General features: G+C 40.2%; 18 protein-coding genes and 3 pseudogenes. 3 read left to right on the top strand and 18 right to left on the bottom strand.

All coding sequences use genetic code 11. From position 1 onward, the window contains the following. Positions 1-226 precede the first annotated feature (226 nt). The 8 genes and pseudogenes from msrA to SCSH_RS11455 form a co-directional block, all read right to left on the bottom strand. Positions 227-715, bottom strand: a pseudogene (gene msrA, locus SCSH_RS03730) (peptide-methionine (S)-S-oxide reductase MsrA); the annotation flags it as partial. Positions 716-743: 28 nt separating this feature from the next. Then, positions 744-1181, bottom strand: a complete 438-nt coding sequence (gene msrB, locus SCSH_RS03725) for a peptide-methionine (R)-S-oxide reductase MsrB (RefSeq protein WP_057490554.1) — start codon at positions 1179-1181, stop codon at positions 744-746. Positions 1182-1230: 49 nt separating this feature from the next. Further along, positions 1231-2580 (bottom strand): dihydrolipoyl dehydrogenase family protein, encoded by a 1350-nt coding sequence (locus SCSH_RS03720; RefSeq protein WP_057490553.1) that lies wholly within the window; start codon positions 2578-2580, stop codon positions 1231-1233. Between the two features lie 26 nt (positions 2581-2606). Then, on the bottom strand, positions 2607-2915 hold the full coding sequence (locus tag SCSH_RS03715; RefSeq protein WP_057490552.1) for an antibiotic biosynthesis monooxygenase family protein: 309 nt from the start codon (positions 2913-2915) through the stop codon (positions 2607-2609). Between the two features lie 39 nt (positions 2916-2954). After that, the gene (locus tag SCSH_RS03710) at positions 2955-3314 is read right to left on the bottom strand and encodes a class Ib ribonucleoside-diphosphate reductase assembly flavoprotein NrdI (RefSeq protein ID WP_057490551.1); all 360 of its coding nucleotides are present in this window, start codon (positions 3312-3314) and stop codon (positions 2955-2957) included. A 6-nt stretch (positions 3315-3320) separates the two neighbouring features. Beyond that, positions 3321-3803, bottom strand: coding sequence for a MarR family winged helix-turn-helix transcriptional regulator (locus SCSH_RS03705; protein ID WP_057490550.1), 483 nt, complete (start codon positions 3801-3803; stop codon positions 3321-3323). A 347-nt stretch (positions 3804-4150) separates the two neighbouring features. Continuing rightward, a pseudogene (locus SCSH_RS03700) lies at positions 4151-6133 on the bottom strand (PHB depolymerase family esterase); the annotation flags it as partial. Between the two features lie 198 nt (positions 6134-6331). Then, a pseudogene (locus tag SCSH_RS11455) lies at positions 6332-6427 on the bottom strand (YSIRK-type signal peptide-containing protein); the annotation flags it as partial. A 525-nt stretch (positions 6428-6952) separates the two neighbouring features. Here SCSH_RS11455 and SCSH_RS03695 point away from each other — a divergent pair. Further along, positions 6953-8308, top strand: coding sequence for an Nramp family divalent metal transporter (locus tag SCSH_RS03695; RefSeq protein WP_057490548.1), 1356 nt, complete (start codon positions 6953-6955; stop codon positions 8306-8308). 40 nt (positions 8309-8348) lie between these two features. Here the strand turns inward: SCSH_RS03695 and SCSH_RS03690 are convergent, their stop codons facing one another. After that, positions 8349-8561, bottom strand: coding sequence for a YdbC family protein (locus SCSH_RS03690; RefSeq protein ID WP_057490547.1), 213 nt, complete (start codon positions 8559-8561; stop codon positions 8349-8351). Between the two features lie 150 nt (positions 8562-8711). Here SCSH_RS03690 and SCSH_RS03685 point away from each other — a divergent pair, with 150 nt between their 5' ends. Further along, entirely contained in the window at positions 8712-9026 is a 315-nt protein-coding gene (locus tag SCSH_RS03685; protein WP_057490546.1) for a hypothetical protein, read from the top strand. A gap of 195 nt (positions 9027-9221) precedes the next feature. On the opposite strand, the gene SCSH_RS03680 is transcribed toward SCSH_RS03685, so the two are convergent. After that, positions 9222-10511, bottom strand: coding sequence for a peptidase U32 family protein (locus SCSH_RS03680; RefSeq protein WP_057490545.1), 1290 nt, complete (start codon positions 10509-10511; stop codon positions 9222-9224). 16 nt (positions 10512-10527) lie between these two features. Continuing rightward, entirely contained in the window at positions 10528-11454 is a 927-nt protein-coding gene (locus tag SCSH_RS03675) for a peptidase U32 family protein (protein WP_057490544.1), read from the bottom strand. A 168-nt stretch (positions 11455-11622) separates the two neighbouring features. Here SCSH_RS03675 and SCSH_RS03670 point away from each other — a divergent pair, with 168 nt between their 5' ends. Continuing rightward, complete coding sequence (locus SCSH_RS03670) at positions 11623-11910, top strand: DUF3270 domain-containing protein (protein WP_057490543.1); 288 nt, start codon at positions 11623-11625, stop codon at positions 11908-11910. A 260-nt stretch (positions 11911-12170) separates the two neighbouring features. Here the strand turns inward: SCSH_RS03670 and SCSH_RS03665 are convergent, their stop codons facing one another. The 7 genes from SCSH_RS03665 to SCSH_RS03635 all read right to left on the bottom strand — a co-directional run bounded on the left by SCSH_RS03665 (position 12171) and on the right by SCSH_RS03635 (position 17966). Then, positions 12171-12617 carry a YtxH domain-containing protein gene (locus SCSH_RS03665; protein ID WP_057490542.1) on the bottom strand — a complete coding sequence of 149 codons (447 nt, stop codon included), beginning with the start codon at positions 12615-12617 and terminating at the stop codon, positions 12171-12173. 2 nt (positions 12618-12619) lie between these two features. Next, a complete protein-coding gene (locus SCSH_RS03660; protein ID WP_057490541.1) occupies positions 12620-13012 on the bottom strand; it encodes a DUF948 domain-containing protein in 393 nt (130 codons plus the stop codon). Between the two features lie 17 nt (positions 13013-13029). After that, positions 13030-13824 (bottom strand): prolipoprotein diacylglyceryl transferase, encoded by a 795-nt coding sequence (gene lgt / locus SCSH_RS03655; protein ID WP_057490540.1) that lies wholly within the window; start codon positions 13822-13824, stop codon positions 13030-13032. Further along, complete coding sequence (hprK, locus tag SCSH_RS03650) at positions 13821-14753, bottom strand: HPr(Ser) kinase/phosphatase (protein WP_057490539.1); 933 nt, start codon at positions 14751-14753, stop codon at positions 13821-13823. Before hprK ends, lgt begins: the two co-directional genes overlap by 4 nt. Before the next feature lie 300 nt (positions 14754-15053). Beyond that, positions 15054-15323: a PspC domain-containing protein gene (locus tag SCSH_RS03645; RefSeq protein WP_057490538.1), complete on the bottom strand. Its 270-nt coding sequence runs from the start codon at positions 15321-15323 to the stop codon at positions 15054-15056. Positions 15324-15409: 86 nt separating this feature from the next. Beyond that, positions 15410-15853 (bottom strand): SprT family protein, encoded by a 444-nt coding sequence (locus SCSH_RS03640; protein WP_057490537.1) that lies wholly within the window; start codon positions 15851-15853, stop codon positions 15410-15412. Continuing rightward, positions 15840-17966, bottom strand: a complete 2127-nt coding sequence (locus SCSH_RS03635) for a Tex family protein (RefSeq protein ID WP_057490536.1) — start codon at positions 17964-17966, stop codon at positions 15840-15842. Before SCSH_RS03635 ends, SCSH_RS03640 begins: the two co-directional genes overlap by 14 nt. Positions 17967-18292 lie beyond the last annotated feature (326 nt).

The raw sequence follows: 18292 nt of genomic DNA, 5'->3' as shown, positions 1-18292 counted from the left end.
ACAGTTTAAGACTTGAAAAAGTGTAGAAATGGTAATAAAGCAATAGAAAAACCGAACAATCTTATCCTAGAATCAATTTTCTAGGACAGATGTTCGGTTTTTTGAATGTTTCAAATCTAATGACTTTGATATTTTTAAAAATCTTTAAATTAATTAGAGCCTCACAGTTGTTGGGCTCTAATTGGTTTTTATTTAGTAACTAGCAAATCAGTCTTTATTCACCTTTTACAATAGGTACTTTAGCTAAGGATAAATCAATATGGCAGTAGCCGTTGGGATTTTTCTTGAGGTAATCTTGGTGATAGTCCTCAGCATCTATAAAGTGACGTAAGGGCTCTAACTCAACAGCTAGAGGGCGACCTTCATTTTTTTGACTAACGGCTTGCATCATTTCTTGCGCAATGGCCTTGTCACTCTCATCCGTGTAATAAATACCTGTGCGGTATTGACGGCCGATATCATTGCCTTGACGATTGATGGAGAAAGGGTTAATAATGCGGAAATAATGCTGGAGCAGCTCACGCAGTGTGATACCTTCCGGGTCGTAAGTGACAGCGACAGTTTCCGCATGATCTGTGGCATCAATCAAAGCATAAGACGTCACTTCAGATTGACCATTAGCATATCCCACACGAGTCTCCACAACACCGTCGATCAAGTCAAAGTAACCTTCAACACCCCAAAAGCAGCCTCCTGCTAGATAAATTGTTTTCATATACTTCCTCCATTTCAATACTAAGTGCTTACTCAACGACAGCCATATAATCTGCGTAGCCTTCTTTTTCCATCTCTTCATAAGGAATAAACTTGAGCGCAGCAGAATTAATGCAATAGCGCAGACCGCCGCGGTCAAGGAGACCGTCGTTAAAGACATGTCCCAAGTGCGAATCAGCTTCCTTGCTGCGAACCTCGATACGACGCATACCGAAAGAACGGTCTTCGTGGTCGGTCACCCGATGGCTGTCAATAGGTTTAGTGAAGGCCGGCCAACCGCAGCCCGAGTTATATTTGTCGGTGGATGAGAACAAAGGCTCGCCACTCACGATATCAACGTAAATGCCCTTCTCAAAGAACTCATCGTATTCCCCTGTAAAAGCACGCTCCGTTGCGGCCTTCTGTGTTACCTCATAGGCCAAATCGCCGATACGTTGACGCAATTCTTCTTTTGTTTCTTCTATCATATGTGGTCCTCCTTTTTATTGATATAAAGATAGGCATAAATTTTTCCAACTATTGTGCTCTTAAAAGTGGTGTTAATGTTGACCAGAGCATATAGGTCTGAGTTGGAAAGGACATAATCATGCTGTTAAGATCCTGTGCAGTCATCTTTTTCTCGATGATCGGTGTCAGCCAATCCAACCAAGTGCCGGCTTGACTGGAAATCGCAGCTGCACCCACCAGATAATCTTCCCTATCAAAAATCAGCGCCAATTCTGCTTCCTGTTCATGATTATTAACCCAGTCGTGCTGTTCTCCCCATGGGATTTCGACCAATTTGTATCGATCAGGATGAGCTTTTGCTTGGTCAATGGTGACACCGACTTGCCCAATGCGAGGAAGAGTAAAGACAAGATTCGGGATAACAGGATAAGTGATGGCTGGTCCGTCAGAATTTAAGATATCACGAGCGATATAATTAGATTCAAACTCAGCAGTTGGTGTTAATTTGGGAATGGTTTTGTCAACAACGTCACCTGAGGCGTAGATATTTGGCACAGCGGTACGCATGTGGTTATCTACCTTGATACCACGGGAGCTTGCTTTGATACCCAAATTTTCCAAGCCTAGGTTTTCAACGTTAGCGATACGTCCTGTCGCATCCAGAACAAAATCACCAGTCGCTGAAAGACCTTCAGCTGTTGTCACACGGAAACCATCGTCAACTTTTTCAACTTGAGAAACAGCTTGGCCAAAGTGGAAAGCAGCACCTTGAGATTCAAATTTAGCTACAATTTTCTTGACATATTGTTCTGGATAAGCCAGCAAAGGACGCTCAGCATACTCAAAGAAGGTCACTTTCTTGCCTGCCAGCAAGGCCATTGAGGCAAATTCCATTCCAATAATTCCTGCACCAATTACAATCATGTGTTCAGGCAAAGCGTCCAAATCTAAAAATTCTGTGCTGCCTTGCGTAAACTCTTTGCCTGGAATATTGAGTTTAGCATTGCGGGCGCCAGTTCCGATGACGATATAGTCAGCCGTATAGTGTTGGCCGCCAACAGAGACCGTGTGGGTATCAACGATAGTTCCCCGTCCGTTGATAATGTCAATTCCTAAGTTTTTGAACCTGGGAGGAAATACCTCTTGAAAGCCAGCCAGAGTTTTGCGCTTATGAGCCATCATGGCTGCCCAATCAATCTGCACATCCGCTTTCAAGCCCAAATCTTGGTAGTTGTTCAGTCCATCTACATACTCAAAGGGACCATCTAAGAGAATTTTAGCATCGCAACCATAATTGGTACAGACACCGCCAAATTTGTCTGCCTCAATCATAGCAACTTTTTTCCCTGCTGCAGCCAGCAGGCGGGCACCGTGGTTGTTGGCATGACCACTTCCAATAAAAATCACATCATAGTTCATTAGTTTTTTCCGCCTTTCTTTGAGTGCTAGTCAGCTAATATTTTGTAGGTATTTACCTTGCGTGAAACATGCTTGCGAATCTCCTGTGTTTTTGGGTCTGCGTGCCCTTCTTTGTGACCTGGGCGATTCAACCACGCCTCAAAATCAGTTTTATAATTCCATTTTGAGAGCAAGATAAATTCGATGTTATCTCCCTTATCATCGCCTTGCCAACCTTCAGCTGCTAAGTTTCCTGGCCAAGCTTTGAGGGAAGCAACATCACGTTTAATTTTTTCAAGAAAAGCTTCTTGATAGTCTTTGTCTACGGTAAATACGGCTGTTTGTACAATTGTCATAATGAGTTCTCCTTTTTATCTGATAAAATTCTGTTTTGGTTACAAATTTGCTAAACTTTTAGCCAAGTCTTCAATCTCTTGAGGTGTTCCTAGGCCATCTAACTTGGCTAAGATTGGTACCTTGTAGGCCTTGGCAATGTTTTCTGCGCCAAAATTGAAGGTTTCAGCATGCTTTGCCATAGAACCACTCCCAACAACGGCTTTGACGCCTGGATTATGCGCTAAAAACTGCTCAACAAGCTTGGGCGTTTTACCCTGTCCTGTAGAATACGTAAAAATCACATAGTCCCCGTCAATTGTTTCTTCGCCTGTTTCGATTTTCAAGGCATTTGTCACACCCAGTTGGTTCACGATTTTCTCAACATGGCCTGTCCGGCTTGCATAAACGATTTTTGTCATCACTGTTTACCTTCCCTTTCGTTCTTGTCGGAATGTCTCCATCACTTCTTGGAGCAATTGTAAAAGCATCTCATTGTCTGAACTACCTTTGAAGTTTTTAGCAATCTCAGCTTGAACAGCCAGAGCAGCCTGTTTTAGGTCTGTACCTTCTTGAGTGAGGGTGACAATCAAGTCACGGGCATCCGCTTGTGAGCGCTCCTTAGTAACAAACCCTTTTTCCTCTAATTTTTTTAGTACGGGTGTCAGAGTGCCACTATCTAGGAAGACCCTATCACGCAGTTCACGGGTGACAACGCTGTGCTCTTCCCAGAGAACCATCATGACCACATACTGTGTGTAGGTCAGTCCGATCTCAGCTAACAAAGGCGTGTAACGGTTGATAAATTCTCTCGAAGCTGCATACAAAGAAAAGCAGAGGTTGTGTTCTAAAAGCAGAGATGATGGTTGCTCTTGAAATTTATCATCTATTATTTCTTGTGTTTGTATCAATGTAACCTCCTCCGAATCGGTTTTATTCAATCGATTGATTAAAATTAGTTTAACAAAACCGAATGCGCATTGCAAAAATTTTGCTCACCCTCGATTGTCAAATTAAACCGGACAATGAAAAATATCCCTACTATTTGGATACAGACCAAATTAGGGTACTTCTCCTATACAAATCAGCAAAATATCAGAATTATTTGATTTAAACTAAATTCGCTTCATTTGAGCATAGTTATTTAAAACTTCGATACTCTTAAAAAGAATTTGTTTGTCATTTAAACACACAAAAAGGGCCGGTTTGGCCCTTTATCTGAAACTAGAAAAATTGTTCTAGCGTTTTATTGTTTATATTATCTTTTTCGTTGACCATTTAGCCAGTCAAAGACATTGCTATAAGCTATACCATTAACAATAGCCTTGGCATCACCGCCGTATGTTGGATTTGTTGCAACCATACCAGAAAGGCCGGACCAGTTTTTGGCATTATTAACATTTTGAACCCCTGTTACTTGATCATTCAGGAAATAAACCCATGACCAGTGACCGCTGTAAGTGACACCGGAATAATGTCTGCCAACATTAGTTTCATAGTAAGAAAGCCATTTGTTTTGTGCTCCTGCTTCAAGTATCTTTTTATAAAAGGGCAAAACATTGCCTTCTGCTGGTACCGTATCATCGGCTCGGGTATGAATCATCCACATAGGCTGGTTTCTTAAAGCACTTAAAGCTGTACTGTTTAATCTATTATTATTGTCAGTCAACTGGTTACGGTAGGAAGCCGAAATAGGGACTAAAGCTGCAAAGTAATTCGGATAGGCAACTCCCATATCTAGAGTCATGCCACCACCATTGGAGAGGCCTGCCAAATAAATACGTTTGCTGTCAATATCTGGATGGCTTGCTACATAAGCTTTAATGAGCCTCATCAGAGCTGCTGTTTGATTCTTAGACCAAGGAGTAGACGTTTGAGGCACCAATACATAAGCTCCTCTTTGAGTGCCCTTGCCTGTAGAAGTAAAATGATTTTGAATAGGGTTTTCTGTCAAGCGGACAACATTGCTAGCCAGAAGCGGAAGATTAATATCAGTTCCTACTTCTCCAACACCGTGCAGCCAGACAATCAAAGGATTTTTTTCACCACCGATAGCTGTTTCTGGCTGATAGGCTGCATAATTAAAATTACCATAAGTGCCGCGTTCTGAAAAACGGTCTGTTGTTGGCAGCAAGCGATTATTAATGGCATCTTGTTGGGAATTAATGAGTTGACTACTATTGGAACCATCTGCCTGCACGCGCAAATTGTTTACCTTAACCACATAATTCTGAACCCATTTATTGCGAGAGATTGCTGAATCATAGATAAAAGGGGAGGCGTTGCGGCTGCTATCTTTTGGATCATAAGGAATATCCAATTCAAGCGTTACATAGTTACTGCTGTCGAAATAAACCACATGCCCTGAAGCGTTAGAAACATAAGAATTGAGAATTTTTCTTGGAATTCCGGCAGTTGTTACCGTTGCACCGGCATGAACAACAGCAGGGGTTACCTTGCGGTTAAAATTAAGAATAATCTTTGAAACAGAAGGACCAAATTCATAACTATCGATAACAAGGTTAGTCTTAACAACTTCTACTTTATCAACTGCTCTTGCCTTGCCATCGTTACCAAATTGATAGCTCACTCCATTAATGATTCGGTTAGTATTCCTCAGCAAATCTCCAGAATTTTCATCATAATAATAAGAAGAACCGTTTTCTGTAACAAATCCTCCCTTGACCTGACTGCCATCAGATTTAAAATAGAGAATTTGGTCATTAACAGAAACTCTGCCAGTAACAGGAATACCAGCATTATTAAGATAATACCAATTGCCTTGGTCATTTACAAAGCGATTGGTCCACATCTCACCGCTGTCCCTATCATAATAATGCCTATTTCCATCTTTATCTTGAGCAAAAGCACCTTTGACTTGCTTACCATCCTGAGCAAAATACATAGCCTTGCCATCAATTATTTGACTGCCTGTGACATTTTTACCATTAGCATCAAGATAATACCAATTGCCTTGGCCATCATCAACGAAAGTGTTAGTCAAACGCAGTGCTCTAGTAAGCCTTTTAACACGAGCTGCTTGCTGCTTAGAAGTATTTTGAGCCTGCCAAACAGCCTGTGTACTAGCTTTTGTTGGCTGATTATCTGATAAAGTTTCTTTTCTTGTATTTTGTTCATCAGACTGCATTTTATTATTGGCTGAAGGAGTATCAACTGCAGTATTTTCTGCTGGCTGACTATCTAACGAAGCTTCTGTTACAGGACTTTCTTCACCAGTCTGAACTGTATTGGCAGCTGAGCTAGTTGAAGGAGCAGCTGCAGTATCTTCTGCATTACTTATCTTTGCTTCCTGAATGTCATTTTCTGCAGTATCTGTTTTTGCTATCACTTGATTTGACGTCTGATTACCACTATTTGAGGAATCAGTCAGACTTGATTGTTCCTGTTCGGCTGCCACCATATCATCAGCTTTTGTAACTTTTGCTACAGCAAATAAGGAGGATGCAACTGCAACTGAGGCCAAGCCAAACTTAAGCTTGCGCAAACTGAAGTGTTCTTTTCTTTCAATTTTCATAAGAAACCCCTTTTTTCTTTAATTAAGTCAAGTTTAACATTTTATTAAAGAAAATACTATGCAGCTTCTGTTTTTGTAATACAAAAACAACAGCAACGTTAAAAGAACTAAAGAATATGTTAATGAAAATGAAAGAATTATTTACAATTTATCCATTTTATTAAAAACATCCGTCATTTTTATATTAAGTCATCTAGTTTACTATGTTATAATAAGAAAAAGCAACAGCGATATTTAATTAAAATGAAAGGATTAGGGTTTCTTCCCATAGCAATATCATGAAACGATACTATATTTCTTATCTGTCAGCTGCCATTTTTATTATTTATGGTCTTCTTTCCTCAAAATTCGTTTTTACCATACTGGGTATTATTTTTATACTTATTGGTCTTAGGGACAGTCATTTAAAATAATCGAAAAGCACCTTATAATAGGTGTCCTTTTTTTAATTATTAAGCTTACTTAACATATATTCTTTTTTGTGCTATAATGCAAGTAAGATTATTTAGAAAAGAGATTTTCAAAATGAAAACTCAGCCATCTTCTACTGCTTCTAAGAAAAAGTCCCTTAGCGAAGTTAACCAAAGCGTTCAAGTTCCTAAAAATGCTTCTTTTTGGACAACTCTGAAAGCTTTTTTAGGTCCAGGTGCTCTGGTTGCTGTTGGTTACATGGATCCAGGAAACTGGATTACCAGTGTTGTCGGCGGTGCCAGTTATAAATACCTGCTTTTGTCAGTTGTTCTGCTGTCATCTCTTATCGCTATGCAGCTGCAACAAATGGCTGGAAAGTTAGGCATTGTGACACGTCAAGACTTAGCACAGGCCACAGCAGCTCACCTTCCCAAAGGCTTACGCTATCTTTTATTTGTCATTATTGAATTGGCCCTCATGGCAACAGATTTAGCTGAGGTTATCGGATCAGGGATTGCTTTGCATCTTTTGTTTGGCTGGCCGCTGCTGTTTTCAATTTTCATTACTATTTTAGATGTCTTTTTGCTTCTGTCCATCATGAAGTTAGGCTTTAGAAAGATTGAAGCGATTGTTTCAACCTTAATTTTGACCATTCTGCTTATTTTTGCCTATCTCGTCTTTATTTCTCATCCAAGTGCGGCTGGTATTTTCAAAGGCTATCTGCCCAGCACTTCCATCCTTGATCTGTCTAGGACTGCTGACAACAGTAGATTAACCTTGGCACTGGGCATTATCGGAGCTACTGTTATGCCGCATAACCTCTACCTCCATTCATCCATCTCACAGACACGCCGAGTGGACTACAAGCAAAAATCTTCCATTCAGCAGGCTGTAAAATTCATGACTTGGGACTCCAACATTCAGCTAAGTCTGGCCTTTGTTGTTAATTCCCTCCTGTTGATTCTTGGAGCATCGCTTTTTTATGGTCATGCTAGTGAAATCAGTGCCTTTTCACAGATGTACAATGCTCTTGCTGATCACAGCATTGCGGGAGCTGTTGCTAGTTCTTTTCTTTCAACCCTCTTTGCTGTTGCTCTTTTGGCCAGCGGTCAAAATTCAACTATTACAGGTACACTTACGGGTCAGATTGTTATGGAAGGCTTCTTACATCTTAAAATGCCCCAATGGCTCATTCGCTTGGTAACACGTTTATTAGCCCTTCTTCCTGTCCTAATTGCGGCAATTATCTATGGCAGTCAAGAAAAAATTCTGGATCAGCTGATTGTTTATTCTCAGGTCTTTCTGTCCATCGCTCTACCTTTTTCTATCTTTCCTTTGGTTTACTTTACATCACAGAAAAAGATTATGGGCGTCTTTGTCAATGCCAAATGGAATACCTATCTAGCTTACGGAATTGCTGTTTTACTAACTGTTCTCAATTTCCAATTAATTTTGAATACCCTTTTTTAATTCAGCAAAAATAAAAATGAGTTTGGATTAGGCTCCAATCTCATTTTTTCAATTCATTGACTAAAACATCAAATTCTTCATTGGTAAGCGTGATACCCTTGCCCATCTTTGTATGATCAGGGCTCCAAGATCTAATATCAAACTTGGCTGGGGCACCGTTAAAGCTAACACGGTTGAGTTCCTTGGTCCAACCCTTGTCATTTTCAGACAGGACCAATAATTTTTCTTCAATTTCAAAGGTAAATTCTGCCATATGTTCCTCCTATTATTATATTCGTAAGAAAGTTTGCTAAAAAAGAAGAACTTTTTAAATTTATCGTTTTTCTTACAATTTTTAATTAAGTATTTCATTTTAATCTAAAATGAGGTATAATCATTCTAACAATTTTTTAGAGAAAATGCTATGAAAAGATTTCTACAGACAATTTTAGAGCATGTGAGGGAGTTCATCGAACCAACAAAGAAATCTCCCGATATTGTTTTAAAAACCAATAAGTTATTACACACCATTTTACAAGCACAAAAAAAGCACCAAGCTGTCCATGTGATTTATCTCGACAAAAGCTTTACCGGAGATATTGTCAAATACGATAAAGAAAACAATAAACTTATTTTAAAAAATTTTCAAAAGAATATGTCAGCTATCATCAGTATCTCAGATATCAAGCGCCTGACAGTAGTGCCAAAGACTGTCAGAGACTCCCAAAAACTAAACTGAACTGCAAGTAAAAGTAGATCCAAACAAGTTCACCCCTAAGATTAGATTTTTCTGTCTAACCTTAGGGGTGCTTTTTATATTAATTAAGACTCAAAGAAAATCAAGTTCAAACTAGCGGCAAACCGCAGATAGGACTGATACGGCAAGACGAGGCCAAGGACGTTTGTTTTTGACTTCCACAGAGCATAATACAGATCAGGCTCTAAGCGTTACGCTGCTGCCGTCTTCCTTGTATAAATTCACCAGACCTTCCTTGCAGGCACGGATCATGTCACCTGCTTTTACTGCCTGAGGCACTGTAATCGTTAGGAGCTCCATGGGTTTAGGAGCACGTTCAATCTTGACACCATCGGCATCATGCAAATCTTGGATAAAGGTTTCAAAATGCCGGAAGCCCGGTCCGTAAAATTCAACTCGGTCTCCTTCGTTGATAACATTGCGCTGGCGAATGGTTGCTGTCATGCTTGTTTCATCAAAGTCAACAACTTCACCAATAAACTTGTATTGCGGAATTTTGCGGCGCGCTCCGAAAAGCTGTTCATTTTCTGTCGGAGTATGGTAGTAAAAGCCAGTCGCCAATTCCCGTTGAGCTACCTTCCATAATTCGTCAATCAGGTCTTCTTTGATAGCTTCAAACTTTTCCGGACTTTCAAGGTAGGCATCAACAGCCGCCTTGTAACAGTTAGTCACTGTAGAGACATAGTGAATGGATTTCATGCGGCCTTCAATCTTAAGGCTGTCAACACCGTTTTCGATCATGTCGGGAATATGCTCGATCATACACATGTCAACGGCTGACATTGAAAATTCTTCTGGAATTTCGCCTTTCAGCGATCTACGTTCCTGACCAAAAGGCATGTCAAAAAGGTCATATTTCCAGCGGCAGGATTGCGAGCAACCGCCTCGATTGGCGTCACGATGGCTCATGTGATTTGATAAAACACAGCGTCCTGAGTAGGAAATACACATGGCACCATGTACAAAGGCTTCGATTTCAACACTGGTACGTTTGCGAATTTCAGCCAGTTCTTTCATACTTACTTCACGCGCTAAAACCACACGTGTCAGGCCCAGCTCCTTCCAAAATTCAAATGTTTCATAATTCGTTGACGAAGCCTGTGTCGACAAATGAATTTCTAAACCAGGTGCCTCCGTTGCACAGATGGCAATCAAGGCGGGATCTGATACGATAACAGCATCGAGGCCTAAGTCACGCAGATCTCGGAACCATTGACCAGCTCCGATTTCATTGCCCTCATGAGTTACCATATTGGCCGCTACATAGACCTTTACACCGTGTTCATGCGCATAATGAATACCTTCGGCCATTTCCTCCATGGAAAAATTACCAGCACGGCTGCGAAGACCATAGGCCTGACCGCCAACAAAAACAGCGTCTGCTCCATAGTCTACAGCAACTTTAAGTTTTTCTAAAGTTCCAGCCGGTGACAAAACTTCCGGCCGTTTTTTCTTTGTTTGTGTCATCATCTATCTCTTTCTTTTATTTCACTAGATTAGGGTCAAAATCATAAAAACCAGTATCTAAACCACGGCCCTTGGGATGGAGTTTTCTGATTTCTTCATCAAAGAGGAAGGCCTGATCCTGTGTAAAGCTTCCCTCTTCTATCAATGTGCGCGCCTTAACAAATAATTTGGCAATCTCCACAAAATTCTGTCCCGGACAGTAAATACCATCTAATTTCCAATGACAGTAATGATGCTTCGTTAATTCTGGGAGCTTCGTCATCAGATCAATATCATTGTTCATAAAAATATGCGTTCCGTGTTTATCCTCATAAATTGAATAATGAGATTCCGGATCGCTAGGCTCAGCCAGAAAAAGACCGCGTTCTCTTGATTTTTCATCGTCTATATGCGTAAAATTATAATAATTTTGAATCAACGGCCGTTTTGAATGGTGGATAACAGAAGCCCCATAAACCAAGATTTCAGCTGGAATTTCTAAATTCTCGGACATGGAAAAAAGCTCTTCTGAAGGGATTTCACGCGCTAAAACAGCTTCCACAGCTCCATGCTGGCTCCAAAAATTAACCTGACGGCTGGAAGTGACAAAAACAGATGTGTCATAAATCAGCTTAAAATGATAGCCATCGCGCTTATTGACATAAAAAACACCGGCATCACCGACTACCAGATAATCTACCTGAATTTCCTTCATCAATTCCAAAAAAGGCTTGATATTATCCATCATTTCCTGGTGCATGAGAGCATTGGCAGCAACCGTCAGCTCTTTTCCAGCTCCATGAACCAGCGCAGCAATTTCTCTCAGCTCATCATAGTTAAAAGTATGCGGCAGACGCAAAGCATAATCCTTCTCACCAACATAGATGCGATCTACACCAGCATCTAACAATTCTTTGACTTGTTCAACAGATTCTGCAGTTGCAGTAATAACAATTTTTTCCATACCTATTATTGTATCAAATTTAAGATAAAAAGCCACTTTTTTGAAATATGAAATATTTAAAGCCCTATCAAAGCGAAGGCTGGTTTATTACAAAAAAAATTTCAGAAAACAGATGACAAACTTCACAATTTGTGATAAGATGTTAAGGAATATCTAGAGGAGGAACTCATGTCAGCAAATCTGAATAGGCAGACAGAAAATTATGAAGAACTTGATTATCAAGAAGATCTGACGCCTAAGTATCAAGAATTTCAAGATTTTGATGATAGCAGGACAAAGCTAAACGAACTTATTTTTTTCGCTAAACTGGCTTTTTTCTGTGTCGTAACAATCCTGACTTGCTTTATTCTTCTAGTTGCTAAGTTCTCTCCTGTCTTTGCTTTCCCGCTGTCCTTGCTAATCAGCTGGGGAATTACATCAGCAGCGCAAGCCGGTCTGAAACGCCTTAAATCTTAATAATAAAAAAGTGGGACTCCTGCCCACACCCGCAAAAGAAGTTGAACCAAAAGTTCAGCTTCTTTTTTCTGTTAATAGTCCATCTAGAATTAATTAACCTATTATTCATCTGCCCATTGGCTTTTTCAACTAATCAATAATGCATTAAGCAAAAAGCCCTCAATTACAAAATGAGAGCTTTTACTGTAATTTAATTTAAATTTAGAAGACCTCTTGCTTCCTTTTATAACTACTTCAAAATAAGGGAAGCTGTTTCTTTTTTAAGCTTCATTTACATCGTCTGAAGTTTCTGCTTCCTCTTGATAATCAATCACAATATCATCAACCTGTGCTTTTGATACAGGCGCTGTTTCTTCTGTTTTATCAGCTGCCTGAGATAGATATTTTTTTACTTCAGAAATGGTTTGATCAGCAAGATCTCCTACTTGATAAGCCTTTTCTTTAACCGTAGAAACAAGATCATCTTTGGTTAGCTCTCCGGTCTCAAATTTTTCTTTGTAGTCTTTAAATGTATTGACTGCTGTATCCTTATATTCACTAGCCTTTTGAGAAGCATACCGGTGATATTCTTCTGGATTTCTTTTATAGGCTTCAAAAGCTTGGTTAACCTTCTGCTTAACTTGCTGGCCTTTTTCTGTTGAAAGAAAGTAAGCAGCGGCAGCTCCTGAAGCAGCCCCGATAATAACAGTATTTAAAAATTTACCCATAATTAATCCCCTTTCTTGCGAAACAACTTGGAAGCTACTTTGCCAATTGTATAGGCAGCCCCTGCCTTACCAGCACTAGAAGCAGCGTTGTTTGCCTTTTGACCAAAATACCGAGCCTGTTTATTGAGATCTGACACACTTTCTGATAAATCAGCTATAGCTGTAAAGAGTGGATCAATGGTTTCTACCTTGCCATTGACATCTTCCACTAATACATTTGCTTTTGCTAAAAGTTCATTAGTCTGATAAAGTGTCACATTAACATCACTAGTCAGAATTTTTAATGTCTGACGCGATTCATCAACTGCAGCCGAAATTTTTTTCAATAAAAAAACAAGATACAAGACCAAAACTGCAAAGGCAAGAGCAATGATTAATAAAGCAATTTCCCACATAGTTTTCTCCCTAAATTCTAAGCCTTGTTATCATCTGCTTGATAATAAGGCACATCTTTCCTAAAGCGTCTTACTGCACATAAAGCAAGACCGATAATAACCAGTAAAACTGAGAGCCACTGAGAGACTCGTAAATTCATAAACATGAGACTATCCGTGCGCATTCCCTCAATGACAAAGCGGCCGCAGCCATACCAAATCAGATAAAAGAAAGTCACTTCTCCTTCTTTCAGCAACTTGGTTTTATGACGTAAACTCATAATAAGAGCAAATCCCAACAGATTCCACAAGGATTCATAAAGAAAAGTTGGTGTGCGGTAATGTCCCTCAATATACATCTGCTTTCTGATCCAATCAGGTAGATAATTGAGGTGGGCGACAGCCTTACCATAAGCTTCCTGATTGACGAAGTTGCCCCAACGGCCAATAGCCTGTGCCAGCATTACTCCCGGAGCAGCAATATCTAAAAAATCAATCGGCTTAATCATCCGGTAGTAACAAAAGACAAAGAGCACAGCAGCTCCTGTAAGCAGCCCCCCATAGATGGCAATACCACCATGCCAAGTAGCTAGAATTTCACCGGGATTTTTAGCATAATAATCCCAGTCAAAGATAACATAATAGATTCGTGCACCAAGGATAGATAAGGGAAAGGCTATAAGAATAAAATCTAAGACATCATCTTTTTTAATATTCTTTTTAGGTGCCTCAAGTCCGGTAAGATAGACGGCTAAAATGAGCCCCGTTACAATACAAATAGCATACCAACGAATGGCTATAGGACCGATCTGAATAGCAATAGGATTAATCATTTGGATTCCTCATTTTGATCAATTAGCTGTGTCAGTCGATCTTCAAAAGTTTTAGTAGCATCATAACCCATTTGTTTGGCGCGATAATTCATAGCTGCTGCCTCAATAACAACTGAAACATTTCGTCCAGTCTTAACGGGTATACGAACGCGGGGAATTTTAACACCAGACATCTCAATTTCTTCATTGCCATTTCCCAAACGATCAAAAATCTTACCTTTTTCAAAATTTTCAAGATAAATAGATAGCTGAACCTGTGATGAATCCTTGACAGCGCTGGCCCCGTAAAGACTCATCACATCAATAATGCCGACCCCTCTGATTTCCAGCAGATGCCGCAAAATCTCAGCAGGCTCTCCCCAAAGAGTTTCCTCATCTTTGGCATAGACATCAACTCGGTCATCGGCAACCAGACGGTGCCCCCTCTTAACGAGCTCCAAGCCGGTTTCACTCTTGCCAATACCTGAGTCTCCCTGAATGAGAACACCCATGCCATAAATGTCCATAAGAACACCGTGGACACTAGTTCTCTCAGCCAGACAGGAATCCAAATACCAGGACATTTCTCCTGAAAGTCGGCTAGTAGGAACGTGACTTTGTAAAACAGCAATGCCTTCTTCTTTGGCTGCTTTCAGCATCTCTTCTGGAATCGTTAGAGATCTGGCAACAATAATGGCCGGTGTTTCTGTCTTAAACATTTCCTTCAAAACAGAATAACGATTATGTGAGGTCATCTGTGTTAAGTAAGACCATTCCTTCATTCCCAGCAGCTGAATACGTTCAGGTGCATAATAATCAAAGTAACCGGTCATCTCAAGACCCGGACGGGAAATATCTGCTGTTATAATATCTTTTTGCAACAGCTCAGGTGTACCGTAAATGACATCCAGTTTCACCTTGTCAACCAACATCTGTACTGTAACTGCCATACTACCTCCTTAGCACTTTATTATATCATAAATCCGTATAAAATGGGTTTCCTGCTATTAAAAGAAAAAGAGCCCGCCAATTTTCAAATACTGAAAATCTGGCAGGGCTTTTTTAGTAGAAATTTTTGATTTTAAGCTAATTCAGTCAGCAGACAGTGCTGATAAAAAGCAGACTGACAGATTAGTCTCCTCGCCTATAAGTTATACCAACAGACATTTCAGGATTCCTTCCTGTTCTAAGAACCTCTGAAATGAAGACTTCTGCTTTTTTATCAGACTTGCCTAAACTTTTTTATTGTTTTATTCGTCAATAACCTCAGCATCTTTACGTTTGCGAGAACCTTGATGATAGTTTCTTGGCTGTCCATCTTTGCCTAAATCTTCTTTATAAGGCAGGCAAATTGCCAAAATGATATAGAGAACAATTCCAAAACCAGCGGAAAAATAAACAAAAAGAGCTGTTAAAACTCTGGCAATTGGCAGATCCCAGCCGTATTTATCAGCTAAACCTGCTACAACTCCGCAAATCATCCGATTTTTTCGTTGTCTATAAAAGATAGCATTTTTCATTAAAACTTTCCCTTCTCATTCATTTAAAAAACCTGTCATAAATCTCATAGGTGATTTTAGTATAAACAATTTAGAAAAGACTGACATCAGCCTTGCGACCGATTTTGAGGACTTAATTTACCTCGACAGTTGCCGCAGGCAAATTTAGCAGTATTGATGCGTCTTTTTCTTTGATACACTTGACCGCAGGCTTCGCATTGATAATAGTAATAAAAGGTCTTGCTTTTCAAACTTGGAGCATAGCGAATGCCATTAACCTTAAGTAGCAATTCTTTGAAGTCCTTATCTCGGTGCTTATAGCCCTTACCAGCATAATAAAGGTGATAATGGCAGAGCTCATGGCGGACAATCTTCCTAAAGGTCTCCAAATCATCTTTTTTATAGAATTTTGGGTTGAAATCTAAATGCCCATCCTGAGGGAAGAAGCGGCCGCCAGTTGTTTGCAGGCGAGAATTCCAAAGTGCCTTATGCTTAAATTCCAAACCAAAATCCTGGCGTGAAACGTCTTTTACATAGTCAGTTAAGTTCATTTGGAGCCACCAGAGAAAGGTTAACTTTCTCACGTTCCTTATCTATTTTTGAGACCCAAACCGTAACAACATCACCAACTGCTACGATTTGACTAGGATGTTTAACGAACTGACTGCTCATCTGCGAAATATGAATCAGACCATCTTCATGAAGGCCGATGTCAACAAAGGCACCAAAGTCAACAACATTGCGAACGGTTCCTTCCAGCTGCTGTCCAATTTCCAAATCAGACAATTCCAGCACATCCTGACGCAGCTGAGGAGCAGCAAAATCATCGCGCAAATCACGTCCAGGTTTTAGCAAATCAGCAACAATATCCTTTAGGGTTTCCTGACCAAGACCAATCTTAGCTGCTGCTTCTTCAATATCCAAAGATTTCAGTTTAGACTGAGCAAGATCGTTTAATTCTGTAATCTCAAGCAGGCCAAAGAGTTTTTCAACAGCATGGTAAGATTCTGGGTGAACACCGGTATTATCCAAAATATTTTCAGCATTAGGAATTCGCAAAAATCCTGCTGCCTGTTCAAAAGCTTTAGCTCCCAAGCGAGGTACTTTTTGAATATCTTGGCGCGATTTTAATTGACCATTTTCTTCCCGGTATTTGACAATATTTTCGGAAATGGTCTTATTGAGACCCGAAACATGCGAAAGAAGGGCTGGGCTAGCTGTATTAACATTGACACCAACCTGATTGACTACTGTTTCTACAACAAAATCAAGGTTTTCTGCTAATTTCTTCTGGCTGACATCGTGCTGGTACTGACCGACTCCGATAGATTTAGGATCAATTTTGACCAGTTCTGCCAATGGATCCTGCAGGCGTCTAGCAATTGAAATAGCTGAACGTTTTTCAACAGTCAAATCTGGAAATTCATGACGGGCTAATTCAGAAGCAGAATAGACTGATGCGCCGCTTTCATTGACAATAACATAAGAGACTTGGGGAAAATCCTTGAGCACTTCTGCGACAAAGGCTTCGCTTTCCCGGCTGGCTGTCCCATTGCCGATAGCTATAACTTCAATAGCATAGTCTGCAATTAAGTCAGCCAAATCAGCCTTTGCTTGTTCAATCTTAGCCTGACTAGCCGGAGGAACAGGATAGATGACTTGCGTAGTTATTAATTTTCCTGTTTGATCAACAACAGCCAGCTTGGCTCCCGTCCGAAAAGCAGGGTCAAAGCCTAGTACCATCTTCCCTTTTAAAGGCGGAATCAAAAGGAGATTCCTCAGATTATCAGAAAAGAGCTGAATAGCCCCGTCTTCTGCTTTGTCAGTAAGTTCTGTCCGAATTCGACGCTCCATGGCTGGCAGAATTTTCTTCTTGAGTGCTGCCTGTACAACCTGCTTGATATAATCGTTCTTATCTTTAAAACGGGCTTCAAAAAAGCGAACCATCTTATCCAGATTGTGCTCAAAATGCACTTTCAAAACACCAAGCTTTTCGCCCCGATTTAGTGCTAAAACACGGTAGCCTTGAATTTTTGAAACAGCTTCAGAAAAGTCATAATAAATTTGGAAGACCTTCTTCTCATCTAGTTCTGCATCTTTGATTTCCGATAAGATAAGGCTGTTGGCCCAGATTTCATTATAGGTCCAGGAACGCAGTCTGGTATCGTCGGCCAGTGCTTCGATCAAGATATCCATGGCCCCGCCAAGGGCTTCTTCAGCTGTTGGGAACGTTTCATTTACAAAATTTTCAGCCGCTTCTTTTAAATCTGCCTTATTTTGTAAAATAAGACGCGCCAGCTCAAAGAGTCCATTTTCACGTGCAATGGTTGCCTTGGTCCGCCGCTTTTCCTTATAAGGCAGGTAAAGTTCTTCCACATCTGCCAATTTATCTGCTGCCTCAATAGCCTTTTGCAGTTCCGGAGTTAATTTGCCTTGTCCTTCAATTTTAGCTAAAACAGCGGTTTTGCGTTCGGCCAGCGCGGTCAAGCTTTTATTCAGATCAATAATAGCCTTGATGTCAACTTCATCAAGATTTCCGGTCATTTCTTTCCGATAGCGGGCTATAAAGGGAATAGTGTTTCCTTCTGCCGTTAATTCTAAAACTTTGTTAATCTGTTTTTCTTTCAGATTCAGCTCTTGAGCAATTTTTTCAATAATTTTCATAAGAAATATTATAGCATAATTAATCTTATTAGAGACAAAGAAAAATTGTTAAAATATTATTTTAGCCGCTGGCTAAAAAGATTTTTAACAGTTTTTGATTCTGATTTTGCTGAATAATTGTGGCATTGATAAAGGAGACCTTCCCTTGGCACTTTCTAGCCAGCTCATAGACCAGAGTATTGACATGGCAGTGGACATTGATATAGCTGAGACCCCCGGCCAGATGAATCAGAGCTGCCGCTGCATCGCATCCTGAGGAGCTCTATGATTATCAAGCTGTGTTTCTAAAACACGGTATAGACTGTTATTTCTAGCTATGGTAAGGA

This window comes from Streptococcus orisasini (genome assembly GCF_001431045.1).
In the GTDB taxonomy this organism is placed as follows: Bacteria; Bacillota; Bacilli; order Lactobacillales; family Streptococcaceae; genus Streptococcus; species Streptococcus orisasini.
Note: the sequence above shows the minus strand (reverse complement) of the source record. Positions and strands in the feature narration are given on the sequence as shown.